The 18,776-nt window shown below is 71.5% G+C and carries 15 protein-coding genes and 1 pseudogene; 9 read left to right on the plus strand and 7 right to left on the minus strand.

Annotated features, from left to right (window positions below; translation table 11 throughout):
* Positions 1-28 precede the first annotated feature (28 nt).
* Positions 29-604, minus strand: coding sequence for a TetR-like C-terminal domain-containing protein (locus tag AB0M35_RS26380; RefSeq protein WP_363748652.1), 576 nt, complete (start codon positions 602-604; stop codon positions 29-31).
* A gap of 76 nt (positions 605-680) precedes the next feature.
* Here AB0M35_RS26380 and AB0M35_RS26385 point away from each other — a divergent pair, with 76 nt between their 5' ends.
* Together AB0M35_RS26385 and bla are read left to right on the plus strand one after the other, a co-directional pair.
* Positions 681-1,172, plus strand: a complete 492-nt coding sequence (locus AB0M35_RS26385) for an FBP domain-containing protein (protein ID WP_363748653.1) — start codon at positions 681-683, stop codon at positions 1,170-1,172.
* A gap of 98 nt (positions 1,173-1,270) precedes the next feature.
* Complete coding sequence (gene bla, locus AB0M35_RS26390; RefSeq protein WP_363748712.1) at positions 1,271-2,128, plus strand: class A beta-lactamase; 858 nt, start codon at positions 1,271-1,273, stop codon at positions 2,126-2,128.
* A gap of 11 nt (positions 2,129-2,139) precedes the next feature.
* On the opposite strand, the gene AB0M35_RS26395 is transcribed toward bla, so the two are convergent.
* A complete protein-coding gene (locus tag AB0M35_RS26395; RefSeq protein WP_363748654.1) occupies positions 2,140-3,225 on the minus strand; it encodes a hypothetical protein in 1,086 nt (361 codons plus the stop codon).
* A gap of 86 nt (positions 3,226-3,311) precedes the next feature.
* On the minus strand, positions 3,312-4,790 hold the full coding sequence (locus AB0M35_RS26400) for a glutamate--cysteine ligase (protein WP_363748655.1): 1,479 nt from the start codon (positions 4,788-4,790) through the stop codon (positions 3,312-3,314).
* Between the two features lie 153 nt (positions 4,791-4,943).
* Here AB0M35_RS26400 and AB0M35_RS26405 point away from each other — a divergent pair, with 153 nt between their 5' ends.
* The gene (locus AB0M35_RS26405; protein ID WP_363748656.1) at positions 4,944-5,288 is read left to right on the plus strand and encodes a DUF3817 domain-containing protein; all 345 of its coding nucleotides are present in this window, start codon (positions 4,944-4,946) and stop codon (positions 5,286-5,288) included.
* Positions 5,289-5,324: 36 nt separating this feature from the next.
* Here the strand turns inward: AB0M35_RS26405 and AB0M35_RS26410 are convergent, their stop codons facing one another.
* Complete coding sequence (locus tag AB0M35_RS26410) at positions 5,325-5,864, minus strand: hypothetical protein (protein ID WP_363748657.1); 540 nt, start codon at positions 5,862-5,864, stop codon at positions 5,325-5,327.
* Between the two features lie 149 nt (positions 5,865-6,013).
* Here AB0M35_RS26410 and AB0M35_RS26415 point away from each other — a divergent pair, with 149 nt between their 5' ends.
* The 4 genes and pseudogenes from AB0M35_RS26415 to AB0M35_RS26430 form a co-directional block, all read left to right on the plus strand.
* Positions 6,014-7,132, plus strand: a complete 1,119-nt coding sequence (locus tag AB0M35_RS26415; protein WP_363748658.1) for a Vms1/Ankzf1 family peptidyl-tRNA hydrolase — start codon at positions 6,014-6,016, stop codon at positions 7,130-7,132.
* Positions 7,125-8,198 (plus strand): thiamine pyrophosphate-binding protein, encoded by a 1,074-nt coding sequence (locus tag AB0M35_RS26420; RefSeq protein WP_363748659.1) that lies wholly within the window; start codon positions 7,125-7,127, stop codon positions 8,196-8,198. Before AB0M35_RS26415 ends, AB0M35_RS26420 begins: the two co-directional genes overlap by 8 nt.
* 291 nt (positions 8,199-8,489) lie before the next feature.
* Positions 8,490-9,860: a hypothetical protein gene (locus tag AB0M35_RS26425; RefSeq protein ID WP_363748713.1), complete on the plus strand. Its 1,371-nt coding sequence runs from the start codon at positions 8,490-8,492 to the stop codon at positions 9,858-9,860.
* Positions 9,861-10,081: 221 nt separating this feature from the next.
* Positions 10,082-10,936: pseudogene (locus AB0M35_RS26430) on the plus strand (SigB/SigF/SigG family RNA polymerase sigma factor); the annotation flags it as partial.
* 103 nt (positions 10,937-11,039) lie between these two features.
* Here AB0M35_RS26430 and ctaD read toward each other — a convergent pair.
* From ctaD to AB0M35_RS26445, 3 genes are all read right to left on the minus strand, one after another.
* A complete protein-coding gene (gene ctaD, locus AB0M35_RS26435; RefSeq protein WP_363748660.1) occupies positions 11,040-13,046 on the minus strand; it encodes a cytochrome c oxidase subunit I in 2,007 nt (668 codons plus the stop codon).
* Positions 13,047-13,132: 86 nt separating this feature from the next.
* Positions 13,133-13,861, minus strand: coding sequence for an STAS domain-containing protein (locus AB0M35_RS26440; RefSeq protein WP_363748661.1), 729 nt, complete (start codon positions 13,859-13,861; stop codon positions 13,133-13,135).
* A 243-nt stretch (positions 13,862-14,104) separates the two neighbouring features.
* Positions 14,105-15,121 (minus strand): glucosyl-3-phosphoglycerate synthase, encoded by a 1,017-nt coding sequence (locus tag AB0M35_RS26445; RefSeq protein ID WP_363748662.1) that lies wholly within the window; start codon positions 15,119-15,121, stop codon positions 14,105-14,107.
* 337 nt (positions 15,122-15,458) lie between these two features.
* Between AB0M35_RS26445 and secA2 the strand changes: the two genes are divergently transcribed.
* Together secA2 and AB0M35_RS26455 are read left to right on the plus strand one after the other, a co-directional pair.
* The gene (secA2, locus tag AB0M35_RS26450) at positions 15,459-17,753 is read left to right on the plus strand and encodes an accessory Sec system translocase SecA2 (RefSeq protein WP_363748663.1); all 2,295 of its coding nucleotides are present in this window, start codon (positions 15,459-15,461) and stop codon (positions 17,751-17,753) included.
* Between the two features lie 207 nt (positions 17,754-17,960).
* Positions 17,961-18,701 carry a GAF and ANTAR domain-containing protein gene (locus tag AB0M35_RS26455; protein WP_363748664.1) on the plus strand — a complete coding sequence of 247 codons (741 nt, stop codon included), beginning with the start codon at positions 17,961-17,963 and terminating at the stop codon, positions 18,699-18,701.
* Positions 18,702-18,776 lie beyond the last annotated feature (75 nt).

Genomic DNA, 18,776 nt, shown 5'->3' on the forward strand with positions numbered 1-18,776 from the left:
CCGATCAGTCGCGCACCCGCAGACCCGATCAGCTGCCGCCGGTCGAGCCGCATGACAGCATCGTGTCGAGGGCGTCCAGGGCCCACGACCAGGATTGCTCGCTGTCGGGCAGGCTGTGGCTGAACGCGCCGCCGAGGTCCAGGCTGGCGAAACCGTGGAACACGCTGCCGAGCAGGCGTACCGCATGGGTCTGCTCCGGCTCGCCCAGCTGGTAGCCGCGCAGGACCGCGCGGGCCAACTGGGCGTGCCGGGGTCCGGCGCTGGCCGCCGCCGTCGCCGGGTCGAGTCGCAGTTGGCTGGCGGCGTACCGGCCGGGGTGTTTGCGGGCGTAGTCGCGGTAGACGTTGCCGAGCGCGACCAGGGCGTCCTTGCCGGCCCGGCCGGCCACGGCCTCGGCGGCCCGGTCCGCCAGCTCGTTCAGCGCGAACAGCGCGATGCGTACCTTCAGCTCCTGGGTGCTGCGGATGTGCGAGTACAGGCTTGCCACCTTGACGCCGAAGCGCTGTGCCAGTGCCGAGGCGGTGACCTGATCGAAGCCGACCTCGTCGGCCAGCTCCGCACCTTCGGCCGCCAGCCGCTGCGGGGTCAGTCCCAGCCGCGCCATGTTCCCTCCAGGGTACGTGTGGCATGACACCTTTAATGGCTTTGCCTAAAGTCTTTAGGAAAAATACCATGCCCTTATGGAAGCACTGACCGAGTCAGAGATCCGTGCCGCCTTCGTCAACTGCAGCAAGGGAGAGGCGAAGCGGTTGTTCGTGCCGCGCGACCTGGACACCCGGCCCTGGGCCGACCTGGATTACCTGGGCTGGCGTGACCCGAAGGCGGAGGACCGGGCCTACCTGGTCACCGAGCAGTCAGGTCGTCGGGCCGCGCTGGTCCTGCGCAGCCCGAGCGTGGCAGCCGGACGGGGGAGTCGCAACATGTGTTCGATCTGCCTGACCTCCCCGGAGGCCGGGGTCAGCCTGCTCGTCGCCCCCAAGGCCGGTCGGGCCGGCCGGGACGGCAGTTCGGTGGGCACCTATCTGTGCAGTGACCTGTCCTGCTCGCTCTATCTGCGCGGCAAGAAGGACGCCGGGGCGGGCGCGCGGCTGCACGAGACGATCAGCCTGGACGAGAAAATTGCCCGCACCACCACCAATTTGGCAGGCTTCATAGCGAAGGTGATGAACTGACCGGTTCGTCGTCACCTGCCGACTGGAAGGATGCGATCTTGCTCAGCACCACCCGCCGTACCCCTGCCGGTGTGCTCGCCGCCGCGGTGACGGCTGCGCTGCTCACCGGCTGCTCGCCCGACACCCCGGCCGCGCCCGCGTCGCCGGGCACCCCGCCGACCACCCCGTCGGCCGGGCCGGTCGCCGTCGACTTCGGTCCACTGGAGCAGGAGTTCGACGCCCGGCTCGGCGTGTACGCCGTCGACACCGGCACCGGCCGCACGATCGAGCACCGGGCCGACGAGCGTTTCGCGTACGCCTCGACGTTCAAGGCCCTTGCCGCCGCGGCGGTGCTGAGGGCGACCACCCCCGAGGAGTTGGACCAGGTCGTCCGCTACTCCCGCGACGACCTGGTCACCTACTCGCCGATCACCGAGCAGCACGTGTCGACCGGCATGACGCTGCGGGCGATCGCCGACGCGGCGGTGCGGTACAGCGACAACACCGCCGGAAACCTGCTCTTCGACCGGCTCGGCGGCCCGGCCGGCTTCAAGCAGGCACTGCGCGACATCGGCGACGACGTCACCGAGCCGGCCCGGATCGAGACGGCGCTCAACGAGGCCACCCCGGGCGATGTCCGCGACACCAGCACGCCCCGCGCCCTGGCCACCTCGCTGCGGGCGTACGCGGTCGACGACGCGCTCACCACCGAGGACCGGGACGTGCTGGTCGACTGGCTCAAGCGCAACACCACGGGCGAGAAGGTGATCCGGGCCGGCACGCCGGACGGCTGGGTGGTGGGCGACAAGACCGGCTCCGGCGGCTACGGCACCCGCAACGACATCGCCGTGATCTGGCCACCCGACCGGGAGCCGATCGTGCTGGCCGTGCTCTCCAGCCGGGACGCGGAGGACGCCGAGACGGACGACGCCCTCCTCGCCCGTGCCGCCGAACTCACCCTGGACGCGCTGCGCTGAGGCGCGTCGGATCAGGGTGCGGTCGGACCGGTCAGGTCGAAGTGCGCGGTGACCGGCGCGGTGCGCACCCGCAGCCGCTGGGCACCGTCGATCCCGGCGGCGTTCGGATACCAGCGGCTCGGCGTGTACGCGCAGTCGCAGCGCAGCACCACCGGTTGCCCCGGTAGCAGTCGCAGCTGGTAATTCTCGGCGGCGTCGGCCACCCCCACCACGTCCCCGGTGCGCGCGTGGAAGGCGACGACCTGGGAGTAGAACGGCATCTCCGCAGTGGTGATCGTCCCGCTGGCCACCGTGCCGGCGGTGAGCGCCTCGTTCGCGGTGGCGGTCGCACCGGCGCGTACCCGCACCAGCCGGGCCCGCAGCCGGTCGGCGGTCGCCCCGGACCACTGGCTGGCCAGCCCGTAACCGGTGAAGTACAACGGCCAACGGTACGGCCCGAGGCCGGTCATCGTGTAGCGGCCGTCGTCGTCGGTGAGCACGCCCTGACTGCCGTACTTGGGGTGCTGGATCTCCGGCAGCAGCAGCACCGCTCCACCGGACACCGGCGTACCGTCCGCGACCCGGGTCACTCGGCCGGTCACCGTGCCGGGCGGGTCGAGGCGTACCAGGGGTGCGGTGACGACCCGGCCCGGTCGTACGTGGACGATCGCCGCTCGCTCCCGCTGGCCGGTGCCGCCGTGCGGGCCGACCCACTGGGCGCCGTACCGAACGCTGTCGTAGGGGCGGGCCAGCAGGTGGTAACGGCCGGGTGCCACGTCGGTGGCGATCACCTGGCCGCCGTCGAGGTCGGTGCAGCCGCCGTACCGGCCCTGCTGTACCTCGCCCAGACCCACGACGGTGAGCGGGTCACGGTCGGCGGGAACCAGGTTCAGGCAGGCCCGCACGGCGGCGCCGGTGGCGGCGTCCCGGACGACGGTACGTACCTCGCCGGTGGTGGCCGTGCCAGGTCGGCCGGCCGTGCCGGATTGGCGAGCGGTGCCGGATTGGCTGGGGTCGGCGGATCGGCCGGGGTCGGCGGTGGCGGGCAGCGGGTGGCCGAGCCCGACGAGGAGCGCGAGGACGGTGAGTGGGATGGCGTGACGCGACAGCGGTGACATCGGCGGATCCTCTCGACCCGGCGGAAGGGAAACGCACTCACCGTAATCGTCGTGTCTGCGCCGTCACGCAGAGTGTCAGGAGTCGGTCAGGGAATCGGCCACTCGTGCACCGGGCGGTTGCTGTGCATCAGCTCCACGTAGTGCCGGACCACCTCGCGCAGCGCCGTCGGCCGGTCGAGCTGGTCGACCGACTCCAGCCGGTGCAGCGTGGCCACCTGCCAGGTCGCCCCGTTACGTCCGGTCAGGCATCGCTGCTCGATGATGCCCAGCAGGCGGTCCCGCTCGTCCGGATCGAGCCCCCACCGGTCCAGGCCGTACTGCGCCAACGGCAGCAGCCGCCGCAGCACCAGCTCGGTGACCGGCACATAGCCCAGGCCCGGCCAGAAGACGTGCGCGTCGATGCCGTGCCGGGCACAGGTGTTGAAGTTCTCCTCGGCGGCGCTGAACGACATCTGCGACCACAGTGGCCGGTCGGCCTCGGCCAGGGCCCGGACCAGTCCGAAGTAGAACGCTCCGTTGGCGACCGTGTCGAGCACGGTCGGCCCGGCGGGCAGCACCCGGTTTTCCACCCGCAGGTGCGGGCGACCCCGGAACACGTCGTAGACCGGCCGGTTCCACCGGTAGACGGTGCCGTTGTGCAGCCGCAGTTCGGCGAGGGTGGGTACCCCACCGGCGGCGAGCGTCTCCGACGGGTCCTCGGCATCGCAGACCGGCAGCAGCGCCGGGAAGTAGCGCACGTTCTCCTCGAACAGGTCGAACACGGAGGTGATCCACCGTTCACCGAACCACACCCGCGGCCGTACGCCCTGCGTCTTGATCTCCTCGGCGCGGGTGTCGGTGGCCTGCTGGAACAGCGGGATGCGGGTCTCGCGCCACAGTTCCCGGCCGAAGAACAGCGGCGAGTTGGCGCCGAGCGCCACCTGGACCCCGGCGATGGCCTGGGCAGCGTTCCAGTAGTCGCCGAACTGGTTCGGGCCCACCTGGACGTGGAACTGGGTGCTGGTGCAGGCCGCCTCGGGCGTGATGGTGTCGGCGGTGACCGCCAGCCGCTCCACCCCGTTGATGGCGATCCGCAGGTCCTCACCCCGGGCCGCGAAGATCTGCTCGTTGAGCAGCGCGTACCGGGGATTGGCCGACAGGGCGGCCGCAGTCAGGTGCTCGGGCAGCACGGTCGGCAGGATGCCGATCATCACCAGGTGCGCGCCGACCGTGCGGGCCCGTTCGTCGGCGGCGTCGAGGGTGGCCCGTAGGTGTTCCTCGAACTCGACCGTGCCGGTGCCGGCCAGTCGCCGGGGCGTCACATTGATCTCGATGTTGAACTGGCCCAACTCGGTCTGGAAGCTCGGATCGGCGATCGCCCGTAGCACGTCGGCGTTGCGCATCGTCGGCATCGACTCTTCGTCGACCAGGTTCAGTTCGATCTCCAGCCCGGTCATCGGTCGTTCGACATCGAATCGGGACTCCCGCAGCATCTCGGCGAAGACGTCGAGACAACGGCGGACCTTGTCCCGGTAGCGGGCCCGATCCTGGCGGCTGAACGTCTGTACGCCGACTTCCTCGCCCATGGTCACCACCCTGTCACCACTGGTACCCCCAACGTCGCATGTCCACGCACTCCGGGAGAAGTCCAAACGTCCGGTTGTCCACCATCCGGTGCGCGGTGACCGGCGTCGCCTCTCGGCCCGGTGAACCGAGCCGGGTCCAGCGGCATGGTTAGCATGGCCGTCGTGCGCGAGAAGGTGACCCGGTTGTTCGTGGTGGCGGCGATCGCTGAGGCGATCTCCTGGGCGGGCCTGCTGGCCGGAATGGCGGTCAAGTACGGCCCGCCTGGCAACGAACTGGGGGTGCAGATCTTCGGCCCCCTCCACGGCGCGCTCTTCGTGATCTACGGGGTAATGGTGCTCGCCGTGGCCCGGCTGCACCGGTGGAGTCTGCTGGCCACCTTCGTGGCGCTGGCCTGCGCGGTGCCGCCCTTCGCCACCATCGCCTTCGAGCGCTGGGCCCGGCGGCGCGGCATGCTCGACGTCACCGAGCCGACCCGCGAACCGGCCCCCGTCGGCTGACCCGGCCGCCGGACTGCTCCGGCACCCCCGGCAACCTCAGGTCAGGGCCGTGCAGGCGGCCAGTGCGGCGAGCAGCAGCGCGCCCAGCGCGGCCTGCAACAGCAGCGGCGGCCCGAGGTGCGACCACATGGTGGCGGTACGCGGACGCAACAGCTGCCCGGTGGTGAGGTTGACGATCCGTTCGATCTTCGGCGCCAGGTCGGGGTCGCCCTGGTCACGCAGGGTCAACTGGACCAGGTCGGCCGAGTGCAGCGCGCTCTGCGGCAGGTGCCCGTGCAGCTCGACCTCGTACAGTCGGCCGTTGTCGTCGCGCAGCCGGATCGGGGTGACCAGATACTCCGGGCCCTTCTTCAGCTCCTTGAACTTGCGCCGACCGGTGCCGGAACCGGCGGACAGCGCGGCGCGGACCAGTTTGGCGAGCAGACCGACCACCCCGGCGGCGGCGAGCACCATCACCAGCACCGGCTGCCCCACCCGTACCTCCCGAGGGTAGCCGTCCATCAGGCGGACGACCCGGGCGGTGAGGATGCGTCCGGTGGGGTGGAGGCTGCGCCGGGAATACGATGTCGTGTCCATCTACCACCACCCAGAGTCCGCGTTTGTGCACAGATCGTATCGATCCTTGGGGTTTCGTGACGTGAATGAACTTCGATCACGCGGCGACGGGCAGGTGACAAGCCGGGTGACGCGGGTAAGCGGTGGGCCGAGCTGGAAAGGGGTCGAGCATGCAGTTGTCCTTCCTGCGCCCGCTCTACGACCGTCCCGGTCCATGGTGCTCGGTCTACCTGGACGCCTCCCTGGACACCGAGGACGCGCACGCGGCGCTCGATCTGCGCTGGCGCGACCTGCAACGGCGACTGACCGAGCAGGGCGCCGACGAACCGACGGTCGCGGCCCTGGACCGGGTGATCCGGGGCCACGATCCGATGCCCGGCGACTACGGTCTGGCCGTCTTCGGCACCCGAGGTCGGGTGGTGCTCTCCGAGTACCTCTCCGCCCCGCCGCGCCGCGATCTGGCCGCGTACGCTCCGCTGCCGCACGTGATGCCGTTGTTGGCCCAGCGTGGTGAGCAGGTGGCCTGGGTGCGGGTGGTGGCCGACCGTACCGGTGCCGACGCGATGTCGGTCAGCGCCGGTGGCGTACCGCGCCGGGCCCACGTCGTGGGTCGCGAGAGTTACCAGCTGCGTCGGGTCAAGCCCGGCGGCTGGTCGCAGTCGCGCTACCAGCGGGCGGCGATGGAGGCGTGGCACCACAATGCCGGCGACGTCACCGCCGCCACCGTCGAACTGGCCGAACGGGTCGGCGCCGAGGTGGTCGTGGTGGCCGGGGACATCCGCGCCACGGGCATGATCGCCGCTCAGATGCCGGAGCGTTGGCAGGACATGGTGGTCCGTACCGACGCCGGGTCGCGGGCCGGCGGCGCCGACCAGACCCTGCTGGACGACCTCACCGTGCAGACCATCGCCGAGGTCGCCGACCAGCGGATCAGCGCCGCGCTGGACCGCTTCGGCATGCAGGAGGACGTCGGGGCCGGCCTCGACGCGGTGGTTGCCGCGTTGCAACGCAACCAGGTCGACACGATGCTGATCGTGGACGACCCGTCCGCCGACGGTGAGCTGTGGATCGGCCCGGCCGCCACCGACATCGCCACCGAGCCGGGTCAGCTTCCCGGTGTCGGCGACCCCGAGCGGGTACGCGCCGACGCGGCCCTGGTCCGCGCCCTGGTCGGCACCGACGCCGAGCTGACCGTGCTGGGCCCGGACGAGGCACCGGAGCTGACGGACGGGGTCGGCGCGGTGCTGCGATACGTCGATCCGTCCACTCCGGGACGGGGCGGTGCCTGACCCGCGTCTGGCGGAGACGGTCGTCGCACGGCTGGCGGCCTGGCGGGTACCGCGGGTGTTCGGCGTCGCGGGGGAAGCGGTCGCGGCGCTGGTCGAGGCGCTGCACGCGGCCGGCGGCGACCCGGAGTTCGTGCCCGTACGGCACGGCGAGAGCGCGGCGTCGATGGCGATCGGCCACGCCCGGCTCACCGGCGGGCTCGGCGTTTGCCTGAGCCCGGCAGGCCCGGCCGCGTTCGGGTTGCTCGGTGGCCTCGACGCCGCCCGGCGGGCCGCGCTGCCCGTGCTGGCGATCATCGGCGACGAGCCGACGGACGACCCGACCCGGGTCGACCGGATGTTCGCCGGGCTGGGCCGGCGGCTGTGGCACGTCGGTGACCTGTACCGCGGCGTGAGCCTGGTGGACGAGGCGGTACGCAGCGCGTTGGCCGGCCACGGCCCGGCCTGCCTGGTGCTGCCCGGCAACCCGTCCGACCCGCAGCGGGTCGAGGCCCGCGCGTCGACGGTCCGGTCCGGCGCGGAGACCTTTCCCGACCCGCTCGTCCTCGACGACCCGGGTCGGCCGTCCGCCGGCGCGGGTGCGGCCGGGCTGGTCTTCGACGAGCTTTCCGTCCGGGTGCCGCCCCGGGCCGCCGTGACGGTCGACAGCGAGCCGGTTCTGAGCCGGTATGCCGGTCGACTGTCGCCCGGCACCGCCGTGCTGGCGTGCGACGCCCACGAGGGGCCCGGTGCCGCGCTACCGTCCGCCGTCGCCGCCAAGCTGGCCGATCCGGAACGGCCGGTGCTTGCGCTGGTCACCGACGACGGGATGCGTTCACACGGACTTGCCGAGCTGGTCACCATCGCCCGTCGTTGGCCGCAGTGGCCCGACCCGCGGCTGGTGGTGTTGGTCCTCAACACCCGGGCCGGCTACCCCGGCCGTCAGGTGGCCGACGACGTCCCGTACGCGGGCTGGGCCCGACTGCTGGGCCTGCACGGCGTACGCGTCGACCGCCCGGAGTGGGCCCACGCCGCCTGGGACAAGGCCCTGACCGCCGACCGCCCCTGCCTACTAGACCTAATCCCCTAACCCCGCCCCACCCCGCCCCGCCCCCTTCGGTGCGGCGATCTTGCACTTGTGGTCGCCGATTCGTCGCGTTTACACCCTTTGTTCGGGCGGAAAGTGCATGATCGCGGGGCAGGAGTGGGGCGTCGGGGTGGGTGTCGTCGTGATCGGCAAGATCAGAGGGTTGCTGCCGCTCGGTGGGGTGATGCCCTGTTTAAGCCGCATCCGCGCGGGAAGCCGGGGCGCGTGAGCGAACGGGGCAGGGTGGGGCCGGTGCGCAGGGTGCGCCGGAAAGTCACGGCGGCGGGCGCCGGTATGGCCGGCGATCGGGTCGTGGCGGTGGGCAGTACCGCCCGGATCCTCGTCGCGGCCACCGCCCGAGCGCTACGCGGGGAGGATTGCGCCGATCTCGGCCATGTGGGGCCGACGTCGAGGTTCGTCGGCACTCCCGATCCGATCCGCCGGGCAGTGGCCGTACGCTCCGCCGGACGGGTCGCCCTGACCGCAGGGCAGGCGGCGGAGGTGGACGCCGCCCGGGTCGCCGAGTGGTTCGTCGACCAGTATCCGGCCGGCCGCTACCCGGGGGTGCTGCTGGGCTCGCCGCACGGCGCAGCCGCGCACCTGGCGGTGGCGCTCGGGGTGCCGTGGCTGCCCGCCGGATTCGAGATGGTCGCGCACTGGCCGAAGGGTTCCGTGGACCGGCCCCATGCCGCCCTGGACCACGGCGCCGCCCTCGCGGGTCGGCTGCTCGCCGGCAACCCCGACCTGCACCTACGGCAGGTGCACTGCCCGGCCAGCCGTGGTGCCCTGGCCTCGGTCACGGTGGCGTTGGCCGGCCGCTGGTGCAGCCTGCCGCAGGCGTACCGGCGATTCTTGGCCGAGCGGCTGGAACCGGGGGCCCCGGTGGTGGTGTTGCGCGACGCGCGGACCTGGCCGGTGTTCGACGCCGCCGACGGGCACAGCTTCCAGGTGGGCTCCCCGGCCAGCGGGCTCGATCCGGTGGACTTCCATCCCGACAGTCACACCCTGCGGCAGGTGCTGCGGTCCACCGGCGGCGACGGCACGCACTGGGAGCCGCCGGAGATCTCCACTCCGCCGGGTGTCGCCGAGCACGGGGTGGAGCCCGGTTTCGACCGCAGTGTCGGGCAGTGGGCGGCGCGCGACGGACGTACCCTGCACCAGATCGTCGTTCCCACGCCGGCGGCGCTGAGCGCGGCCACCGCCGACCTGTACCGCCGCTGGCTGCGGGCCGCCGGCAAGACCGGCAACCGGCTGGTGGTCGAGTGCGGCCGGTTGCTCGACCCCTGGCAGGTGGTGCGCGCCGGGCTGGTGCCGTACTGGTGCGAGAACGCCACCCGGCGCTGCGTCGAGCAGGCCGAGTGGTGGCTGGCCGGCAGTGAACCGTTCAGTTCGGTGGACGTACTGCCGGAGCCGCCGGGTGTCCGCTCGCCGGCGCTCGCCGGGCTGCCGCAGTGGCTGGCCGTCGCCGGCTTCGGCCGCCGCCGCCGGGCCCTGGACCGTTCGGCGGCCCGGGGTTACCCGGTCACCTCGGTGCCCACCCGCCGGGCCACCGAGGTGCTCCGCGCCCAGCCGTACGATCTGCCCACTCCGCCCCGGATCGGGGTGGTGGACGCCCTCGCCGCGCTGCGCGACGGTGGTGCCCAGCACGGCCTGCTGGTCTGTTGACACCGGGCTGGCGAAACATCCTCGCGAACCCGCGATCCCGTGATTGAGTACCTACGGAGCGGGAACACCGCCGGCTGCGACAGGCTGATCACCTTGGCGTGGCACGGCGCCGTCGCCCGCTCGCATCCCAGTCATGTAACCCACTGACCGGCCCGTGCGTGTCCACGCGCGTGTCCGGTGCCGGCCGAATCCGGGCGGGGTCCTTCCTGAGGGAGGCGCGGATGTTCGGACAGACCACCACAAGCACACCACCATCCACCGATCGGGGCCTGGAAGACCTCGACGCGGCGGCGTTGGCGTACGCGGCACGGATCGAGGGGATGCCACCGGAACGCCGCCATGAGGCACGCGACGACCTGGTGCGCTTCGCGTTGCCGTTCGCCGGCCGCCTGGCGCGCCGCTACCGAGGGCGCGGGGAGCCGCTGGAGGATCTGGAACAGGTGGCCCGGTTGGGCCTGGTCAACGCCGTTGACCGGTACGATCCGGAACGAGGCTCGTTCACCGCGTACGCGGCGATCACCATCGTGGGTGAGATCAAACGGCATTTCCGGGACCGCACCTGGGGTGTGCACGTGCCGCGCCGGCTGCGTGACCTGATCCTGGAGGTCGGGCAGGCGACCGCGGCGCTGACCAGCGAGCTGTCCCGGGCGCCGACGGTCGCCGAGTTGTCGAAACGGCTGGACACGCCGGAAGAGGAGATCCTCGCCGCGTTGGAGTCCGCCGCCGGCTACAGTCCGGCGTCGCTGAACGCGCCGGTGGGCGGGGAGAGCTCCGCCGAGTTCGGTGACCTGGTGGGGGAGTCGGACATCGCGCTGGAATCGGTGGACGATCGGGTCACGGTCAGCGGGCTGTTGCACCGTCTGCCCTGGCGGGAGCGGCGAATTCTGGCCATGCGGTTCTACGGCAACCAGACCCAGGCGGAGATCGCCGCCCGGTTCGGCATCTCCCAGATGCACGTGTCGCGGTTGCTGTCGCGGGCGTTGACCTGGCTGCGTCAGGCGATGCTCGCCGACGCGCCGCCACCGTGGCAGAACGGGGCCGCCGAGTCCGAGTCGACGACGGCGAACCAGCCGCGTCCCGCCTCGGCGCGGGCCCGCTGACCGCAGGACGGCACCCGCTGGCCGCAGGACGCTGACGGGGCGGCACCGATCGGTGCCGCCCCGCATGTCGTACCCCGGCTCAGTTCTCCGGGGTGTCGCCTCGGCCGCGCGGGTGACGCCACCGGTCGTCGTCGGGCTCCGAGCGACGCTCGGCGCCCAGCGGGTTGTCCTCCGGTTCGTCGGTCTCCTCGAAGCTGGGCCGGCGCACATCTTCCGGTTCCGGCACCTCGACCGGCCGGGCCCCGGACTGCGGCGCCGGATGGTAGGCCGTGGCCTCCGGCGCGCCGTGCGCTCCCTCGGCGCTGGGCGACTCACGGTGGTGCTTCTCGCGGTGCAGTTCGTCGCGTAGCTCCTGCGGGGGTTTCGTGGTCCGCTGCGGCAGATCCCGACCCAGGTCGGAGACCAACTCACCGTATTTGGCGTCGAACGCCGGGCGCTCGGAACGGATCCGGGGCATCCGGTCGAAGTTGCGCAGCGGTGGCGGGCAGGTGGTGGCCCACTCCAGCGAGTTGCCGAAGCCCCACGGGTCGTCCACCGTGACCCGGGCGCCGAACCGCCAGGACTTCCAGGCGTTCCAGATGAAGAACAGGGTGGACGCGCCGAGCACGAAGGAGAAGATGCTGGAGATGGTGTTCAGCGTGGTGAAGCCGTCGGTGGGCAGATAGTCGGCGTAACGGCGGGGCATGCCCTCGTTGCCCAGCCAGTGCTGCACCAGGAAGGTGCCGTGGAAGCCGATGAACATGGTCCAGAAGTGCAGCTTGCCGAGCCGCTCGTCGAGCAGCCGCCCGGTCATCTTCGGCCACCAGAAGTAGAAGCCGCCGAAGAGGGCGAACACCACCGTGCCGAACAGCACGTAGTGGAAGTGCGCCACCACGAAGTAGCTGTCGTGGGTGTGGAAGTCGGCCGGCGGGCTGGCCAGCAGTACGCCGGTGAGTCCGCCCAGCAGGAAGGTCACCAGGAAGCCGATGGCGAACAGCATCGGCGTCTCGAAGGTGATCTGTCCTTTCCACATCGTGCCGATCCAGTTGAAGAACTTGACCCCGGTCGGTACGGCGATGAGGTAACTGAGGATGGCGAAGAACGGCAGCAGCACCTGGCCGGTGGTGAACATGTGGTGTGCCCACACCGTCATCGACAAAACGGTGATCGCGGCGGTGGCCAGCACCAGCCCGGTGTAACCGAAGAGCGGCTTACGGGAGAAGACCGGGATGATCTCGGTGATGATGCCGAAGAACGGCAACGCGATGATGTAGACCTCGGGATGGCCGAAGAACCAGAACAGATGCTGCCACAGCATCGGCCCGGCGGTGGCGGGGCTGTACACGTGCGCGTCGAGCAGCCGGTCGGCGCTCAACGCCAGTAGCGCGGCGGCCAACAGTGGGAAGACCAGGATCACCAGCACGCTGGTGAACAGCATGTTCCAGGTGAAGATCGGCATCCGGAACATGGTCATGCCCGGCGCCCGCAGGGTCAGGATCGTGGTGATCAGGTTGACCGCACCGAGGATGGTGCCCAGACCGGAGACGACCAGGCCGATCACCCACATGTTCGCCCCCACGCCGGGGGAGTGCTGGGCGGTGCTCAGCGGCGTGTACGCGGTCCACCCGAAGTCGGCGCTGCCCTGCGGGGTGAAGAATCCACCGATGACCATCAGCCCACCGAACAGGTACAGCCAGTAGGCCAGCGCGTTCAGCCGGGGAAAGGACACGTCCGGCGCGCCGATCTGGATCGGCACGATGTAGTTGCCGAACCCGAACGCCGCCGGGGTGGCGAACAGCAGCAGCATCACTGCGCCGTGCGAGGTGAACAACTGGTTGTACTGCTCGGGGGAGAGGAACTGCATGCCCGGCCGGGCCAACTCCGCGCGGATCAGCATCGCCTCGATCCCGGCCACCAGGAAGAAGCCGAACGAGGTCATCAGGTAGAGCAGCCCGATCTGCTTGTGATCGGTGGTGGCCAGGAACCGGAGCAGCTTACTGCCGGGCAGGCCCTTGTTCAGGGAGCCGGGATAGCCGCCGAACCGGGCCGGTGCGAGGATGGCCGGGCCCCGGTCCTGTCCGGTTACGGTCGGTACCCGCTTGGGCATGAGCTCTCACCCCGCTGACGACGAAAAGGACGGGCGTGACTACCCGGCCCGCCGACCATGTAACCAGGCGAGAGAGGGAATTTCGGTCAATTCGCCGGTAGTGTTGCCCAGACGGCCTTTCCGTCGCCGGCCGGTGCGCTGCCCCACCGCGCAGCCAGTTCACGCACCAGCAGCAGTCCCCGACCGCCCTCGTCACGCTCACCGGGCCGGCCGGGCTCGGCCGCGTCGCGACTGCCGTCGACCACCGCCAGATGCAGCCACGGCCGGCGCAGCGTCAGGGTGACCTGCATCGGGGTGCCGGCGTGCCGGACCACGTTGCCGACCAGTTCGCTGAGCACGATCGAGGCCGGCTCGACCGCCGCGGGCAGGTCCCACCGCGCGCAGGCGTCGGCCACCAGCTCCCGGGCGCGCCGACAGGCCGCCGCGACCGGTTCGAGTCGAACCCGCATCCTCGGCACCGCCGAGGCACCCGCCACCCGGGCCGCCTCGTCGCAGTCGTGGCGCACCGGCACCACCCGGCTGGCGGTGGACGCGGCCAGCGACGCGGCCGGGTCCGGGTGCGGCGCGCAGATCACCATCGGCACCGCCGGCCAACCCTCGGCCCGTCGCGCCGCGGCGACGAACACCGCCACCGCCAACTGGTCGTGCACGGTCAGCCCGGTCAGGTCGACCACGAGCGCGTCGGGCTGGGCGGCCAGGCACCGGTCCAGGACCGCGTACACCTGGCGGGTGGTGGTCAGGTCGAGGCTGCCGGCGAGGCGTACGACCGTGACAGGTGTCGCGTCGTGTACGTCGCAGGTGATCCGGCTCGCCATCTCCGCCCTCGTTCCGCCGGTGTCGCAGAGCTGCCAACTACCCGGCCTCCAACCGGCCGAAACGGTGCGCGCAGTGGAAACGCTCAGGCCGCGCGCAGTGCGGGTACGGCGCTGCCGAGGCGGCGTACCCGGTCGTAGCGGGCGAGGTATCGGCGGGCCATCACCGCCGGAGTGAACCGGGCGGCGGCCAGCCCGGCCCACCGTGCGTCGCCCTCTCCTCGCCGCGTCGGCCAGCCGCTGCGGTCACGCCGCGGCGACTCGTCGGCGCGGCAGCCGGTGCCGCAGTTCGGCCAGCGGTGGCCGTTCCTCGACCGTCACGTCACTGACCACGATCTCCCGGTCCAGGTTCGGTAGCGTGTCGGAGCCACCTCGGCGGAACTGGGTGAGCAGGGCGGTGGGCAGCACGTCCGGGCTGGCCCAGCCGCGCCGCTGCAACCGCGACCAGACGGTGAGCATGATCTGGGCGGACATCCGGCCCAACGCCGCGGTGTCCTGGTGCCGGTGCTTGCGCTCGCCCAGGTCGACCTGGGCCAGCGCGTCCAGGCCGACGAGTTCCAGCAGGTCGATCAGCATGGCGGTCTCGACACCGTAGCCGGAGACGAACGGCACCTGCGCCAGGACCTCGCGACGGCCCGCGTACTCACCGGCCAGGGGTTGCACGAAACCGGCCAGTTCCGGCCAGAACAGGTTGAGCATGGGGCGGGCCATCAACTCCGTGACCCGGCCACCGCCGTCGGCCTCCACCCCGGTCGTACCGATCAGCGGCCGGTGGTAGAAACCCTTCACGAAATCCACCGAGGGGTCGGTGAGTAGTGGGCCGAGCAGCCCGGTGACGAAATGCGGGCGGAACTCCCGCAGGTCGGCGTCGACGAAGGCCACCACGTCGCCCTCGGCGGCGGCCAGCCCGGCCCACAGTGCGTCGCCCTTGCCGGTCAGCCGTGGCAGCCCGTGCGTCATCGCGTCCTGGCTGACCACCTCCGCGCCGGCCGCGCGGGCCACCTGCGCGGTGCGGTCGGTCGAGCGGGAGTCCACCACGATCAACTCGTCCACCAGCGGTATTCGGTCCATCAGGTGCTCGCGGATCGTCGACACGATCGCCCCGACGGTGGCCTCCTCGTCGTGGGCCGGCAACACCACGCTGACCCGGCTGCCCGCCTTCGCCCGCAGCAGCCGCCGGGTCGGCCAGTCGGCGGCGGAGCTGGTCCGATAGGTGGCCCAGGCCTCGACCACCGGCGAGACCAGAGATTCGGTGTTCCGCACAGGCACCCCCTTCGCGGGAAGACCGGGAGTGGGATTTCCCGGTACTCCGCGCTAGCTAACCGGATCGATCCCACCAGCTTGATCACGACCCTGCTCCGGGCACGTTCCCGACTGATGAACGTTTGATTGCGCCGCATCGGGGCATCGGGCAGCCGGAGCGGGAAGGCGGGCGGAATGCGTACCCGCCGGGCCTGCTCACCGACCTTGCGCAGCGGCGCCGGCAGGAGCTCCAGGTGGTGTGCAACGGCTGAGCGGAACGGCGCTGTACGCAACGCGGAAAGGAAGGCACGCCGGGGAGGGCGCGAAAGGGGCCGCCGGTCGCGTACCGTTGCCGCTCATGGGTGTGTCGCAACGGTTGAAGACCAGGTTCCGCCGGTTCCTCCAGCGCCCGGGAACCACGGTCGACCTGGCCCCGCTGGAGAAGCTGCTGTCGGCCATCGAGGCCCGCGAGGAGAAGGTGCAAGCCTTCGACGACGCGGAGCTGACCGAGGCGGCCACGGTGGCGTCGACCTACGAGGAGATCTGCGCGCTCGGCCGGGAGGCCGCCCGGCGCGGGCTCGACCAGCGGCCGTACGACGTCCAGCTGCTCGGCGCGATGTCGCTGCTGTCCGGCAAGGTCGCCGAGATGGCCACCGGTGAGGGCAAGACGCTGACCGCGGCGATCGCCGCGTACGGGCACGTACGGCTCGGTAACGGCCCGGTCCACGTGCTCACCGTCAACGACTATCTGGCCCGCCGCGACGCGCAGTGGATGGAGCCGGTGTACACCCTGCTCGGGCTCACCGTGGGCTGGGTCAACGAGGCGTCCACCCCGGTGGAGCGGCGGGCCGCGTACGCCTGCGACGTGACCTACGTCGCGGTCAGCGAGGCCGGCTTCGACTTCCTGCGCGACCAGCTCGTCACCGACGTCGCGGACCGGGTCCAGCCGACGCTGCGTACCGCGATCGTCGACGAGGCGGACTCGATCCTGATCGACGAGGCCCGGGTGCCGATGGTGCTGGCCGGCTCGGTGCCCGGCGAGCAGGATCCGGTGCACGCCGCCGCCGCGCTGGTGCGCGGCCTGCGCAAGGGCAAGCACTACACGGTCGCCGAGGACGGCCGCAGCGTCGCCTTCACCTCCAGCGGCCTGGCCGCCGTCGAGGCCAAGCTCGGCATCGACCTGTACGACGAGGAGAACGTCGAGCAGCTCTCCGCGGTGAACGTGGCGTTGCACGCGCACGCCCTGCTGCACCGCGACGTCGACTACATCGTCCGGGACGGCACCGTCGAGCTGATCGACGAGATGCGCGGCCGGGTGGCCCAGCGCCGCCGCTGGCCGGACGGGTTGCAGGCCGCGGTCGAGGCCAAGGAGGGCCTGGACGCCACCGCCGAGGGTGAGGTGCTGGGCACCATCGCCGTGCAGGCGTTCATCGGTCTCTACCCGAAGGTGTGCGGCATGACCGCCACCGCCGTGCTGGTCGGCGACCAGCTGCGGGAGTTCTTCGGGCTGGAGGTCGCGGTGATCCCGCCGAACACCCCCTGCGTACGGGTGGACGAGCCGGACCGCATCTACGCCACCCGGGCGGAGAAGGACGAGGCGCTGGTCGACGAGATCCAGCGCTGCCACGCCGCCGGGCGGCCGGTGCTGGTCGGCACCCTGGACGTCAAGGAGTCCGAGCAGCTGGCGGCCGGGCTCAACGCCGTCGGCGTGCCCTGCGTGGTGCTCAACGCCAAGAACGACGACGAGGAGGCGGCGATCATCGCCGAGGCCGGCGCGTACGGCGCGGTGACCGTCTCCACCCAGATGGCCGGCCGAGGCGTGGACATCCGGCTCGGTGGCAGCGAGCAGACCGACCGGGAGCGGGTCGCCGAACTGGGCGGCCTCTACGTGATGGGCAGCGGCCGGCACGACAGCCGCCGGGTCGACGACCAGCTGCGTGGGCGGGCCGGGCGGCAGGGCGACCCGGGTGGGTCGGTCTTCTTCGTCAGCCTGGAGGACGACCTGGTCGTCCGGCACGCCGGCGACACCGTCCCGCCGTCGCCCCGGATGAACGCCGACGGCCTGGTCACCGACCCGCAGGTGGATTACGCGGTGGAGCACGCCCAGCGGGTCGCCGAGGGCGTCAACCACGAGATCCACCGCAACACCTGGCGCTACAGCGTGGTGATCGAGCAGCAGCGCAAGGCGCTCGCCGAGCGCCGGGAACGACTGCTGACCAGCGACGTCGCGGCGCTGATGCTGTTGGACAAGATGCCGGAGAAGGCCGGCGAGATGGACGAGGACCTGCTCGCCCGGGTGGCCCGGTCGATCGCCCTCTACCACCTCGACCGACTCTGGGCCGACCACCTGGCCGAGCTGTCGGAGGTCCGCGAGGGTGTGCACCTGCGCGCCCTGGGCCGACTCGACCCGCTCGACGAGTTCCACCGGGCGGCGGTGCCGGCGTTCACCAACCTGGTTCCGGAGATCGAGGCGCGTACCCTGGCCACCTTCGCCGAGACCGAGTTCGACGAGGACTGGGCGCCCGACGAGGCGGAACTGGTCCGGCCGAGTGCCACCTGGACGTACCTGGTGCACGACAACCCGTTCGGCTCCGAGCTGGACCGGCTGATCGCCTCGGTCGGCCGGCGGCTCAGCGGGGCAGGCGCCCGCTGACCCGCACACGCTGAGCCGGTCGTGGCCCCTTCCAGCGGTACCCGTACCCTGGGAGGGGCCCCGCTTTGCACCGTTTCGACCGTTGTTGCAGCGGGTAGTAGGGCGGGTCGTCACGTCAGGGCTGCCGTCGGAGCTGCCCTCGTGCCCGGTCGTGAGCGAGGAGGAGACCGTGAGGACGCTGGCCAGGCGTACGGGGGCTCAGGGTCGGTGAACCTGGAGACGAGCGCACCGCTGACGGAGACCCTCGGTGTGCTGGAGACGGCGGCCCTGTTGCGGGAACTGACCGCCGGGTTGATCGCCCTGGACGACTTCGACGAGGCGCTGTCCGCCCTGGTCCGGATCACCCGGGACGCCATCGCGGGGGTCAGCTGGTGCGGGTTCACCGCCCTGCGGGCCGGTGAGCCGGCCGGGGTGGCCGCCTCCGACGCGCCGATGAGCGGGCTGGACGACCTGTGTTACGGCCCGGACACCCCGGCGATGGACGCGATCCGGCGGCGGGAGATGGTCCGCGCGGAGAACCTCGCCACCGAGCCCCGCTGGCCGGACTGGACGGCCCGGGCCCGCGAACTGGGCGTACACGGGGTGATCTCCGCGCCGGTCGACGTGGACGAGCAGGTGATCGGTGCGATCAACCTGTACGCCGGTCGGTCCGACACGCTGACCACCGGCCACCAGCTCACCGCCATGCTCCTCGCCGAGCAGGCCGGCCTGCTGCTCGCTGCGGTACGGGACCGGCAGCGCCGCAGCGCGCAGGCCGACGAGCAGGACGCCGCACTGCTCGGCGACGGCGTGATCGGCCAGGCGATCGGTGTGATCATGACGCAACGCGGCTGCCCGCCGGAGGACGCTCTCGACGTGCTGCGCAGCGCGGCGTCGTCGTTGTCGATCCCGTTGCGGGAGGTGGCCGAGCGGCTGGTCAGCACCGTCTCGCGACCCCGGGACAACTGAGCGCGACTCTCGTTTCGCCGTGATGGCACCCGGGTAGCACCCTGGACTGGTGGGCTGATTCCGATTCCAGGGGGC

The organism is Micromonospora sp. NPDC051196, assembly GCF_040682415.1.
GTDB lineage: Bacteria > Actinomycetota > Actinomycetes > Mycobacteriales > Micromonosporaceae > Micromonospora.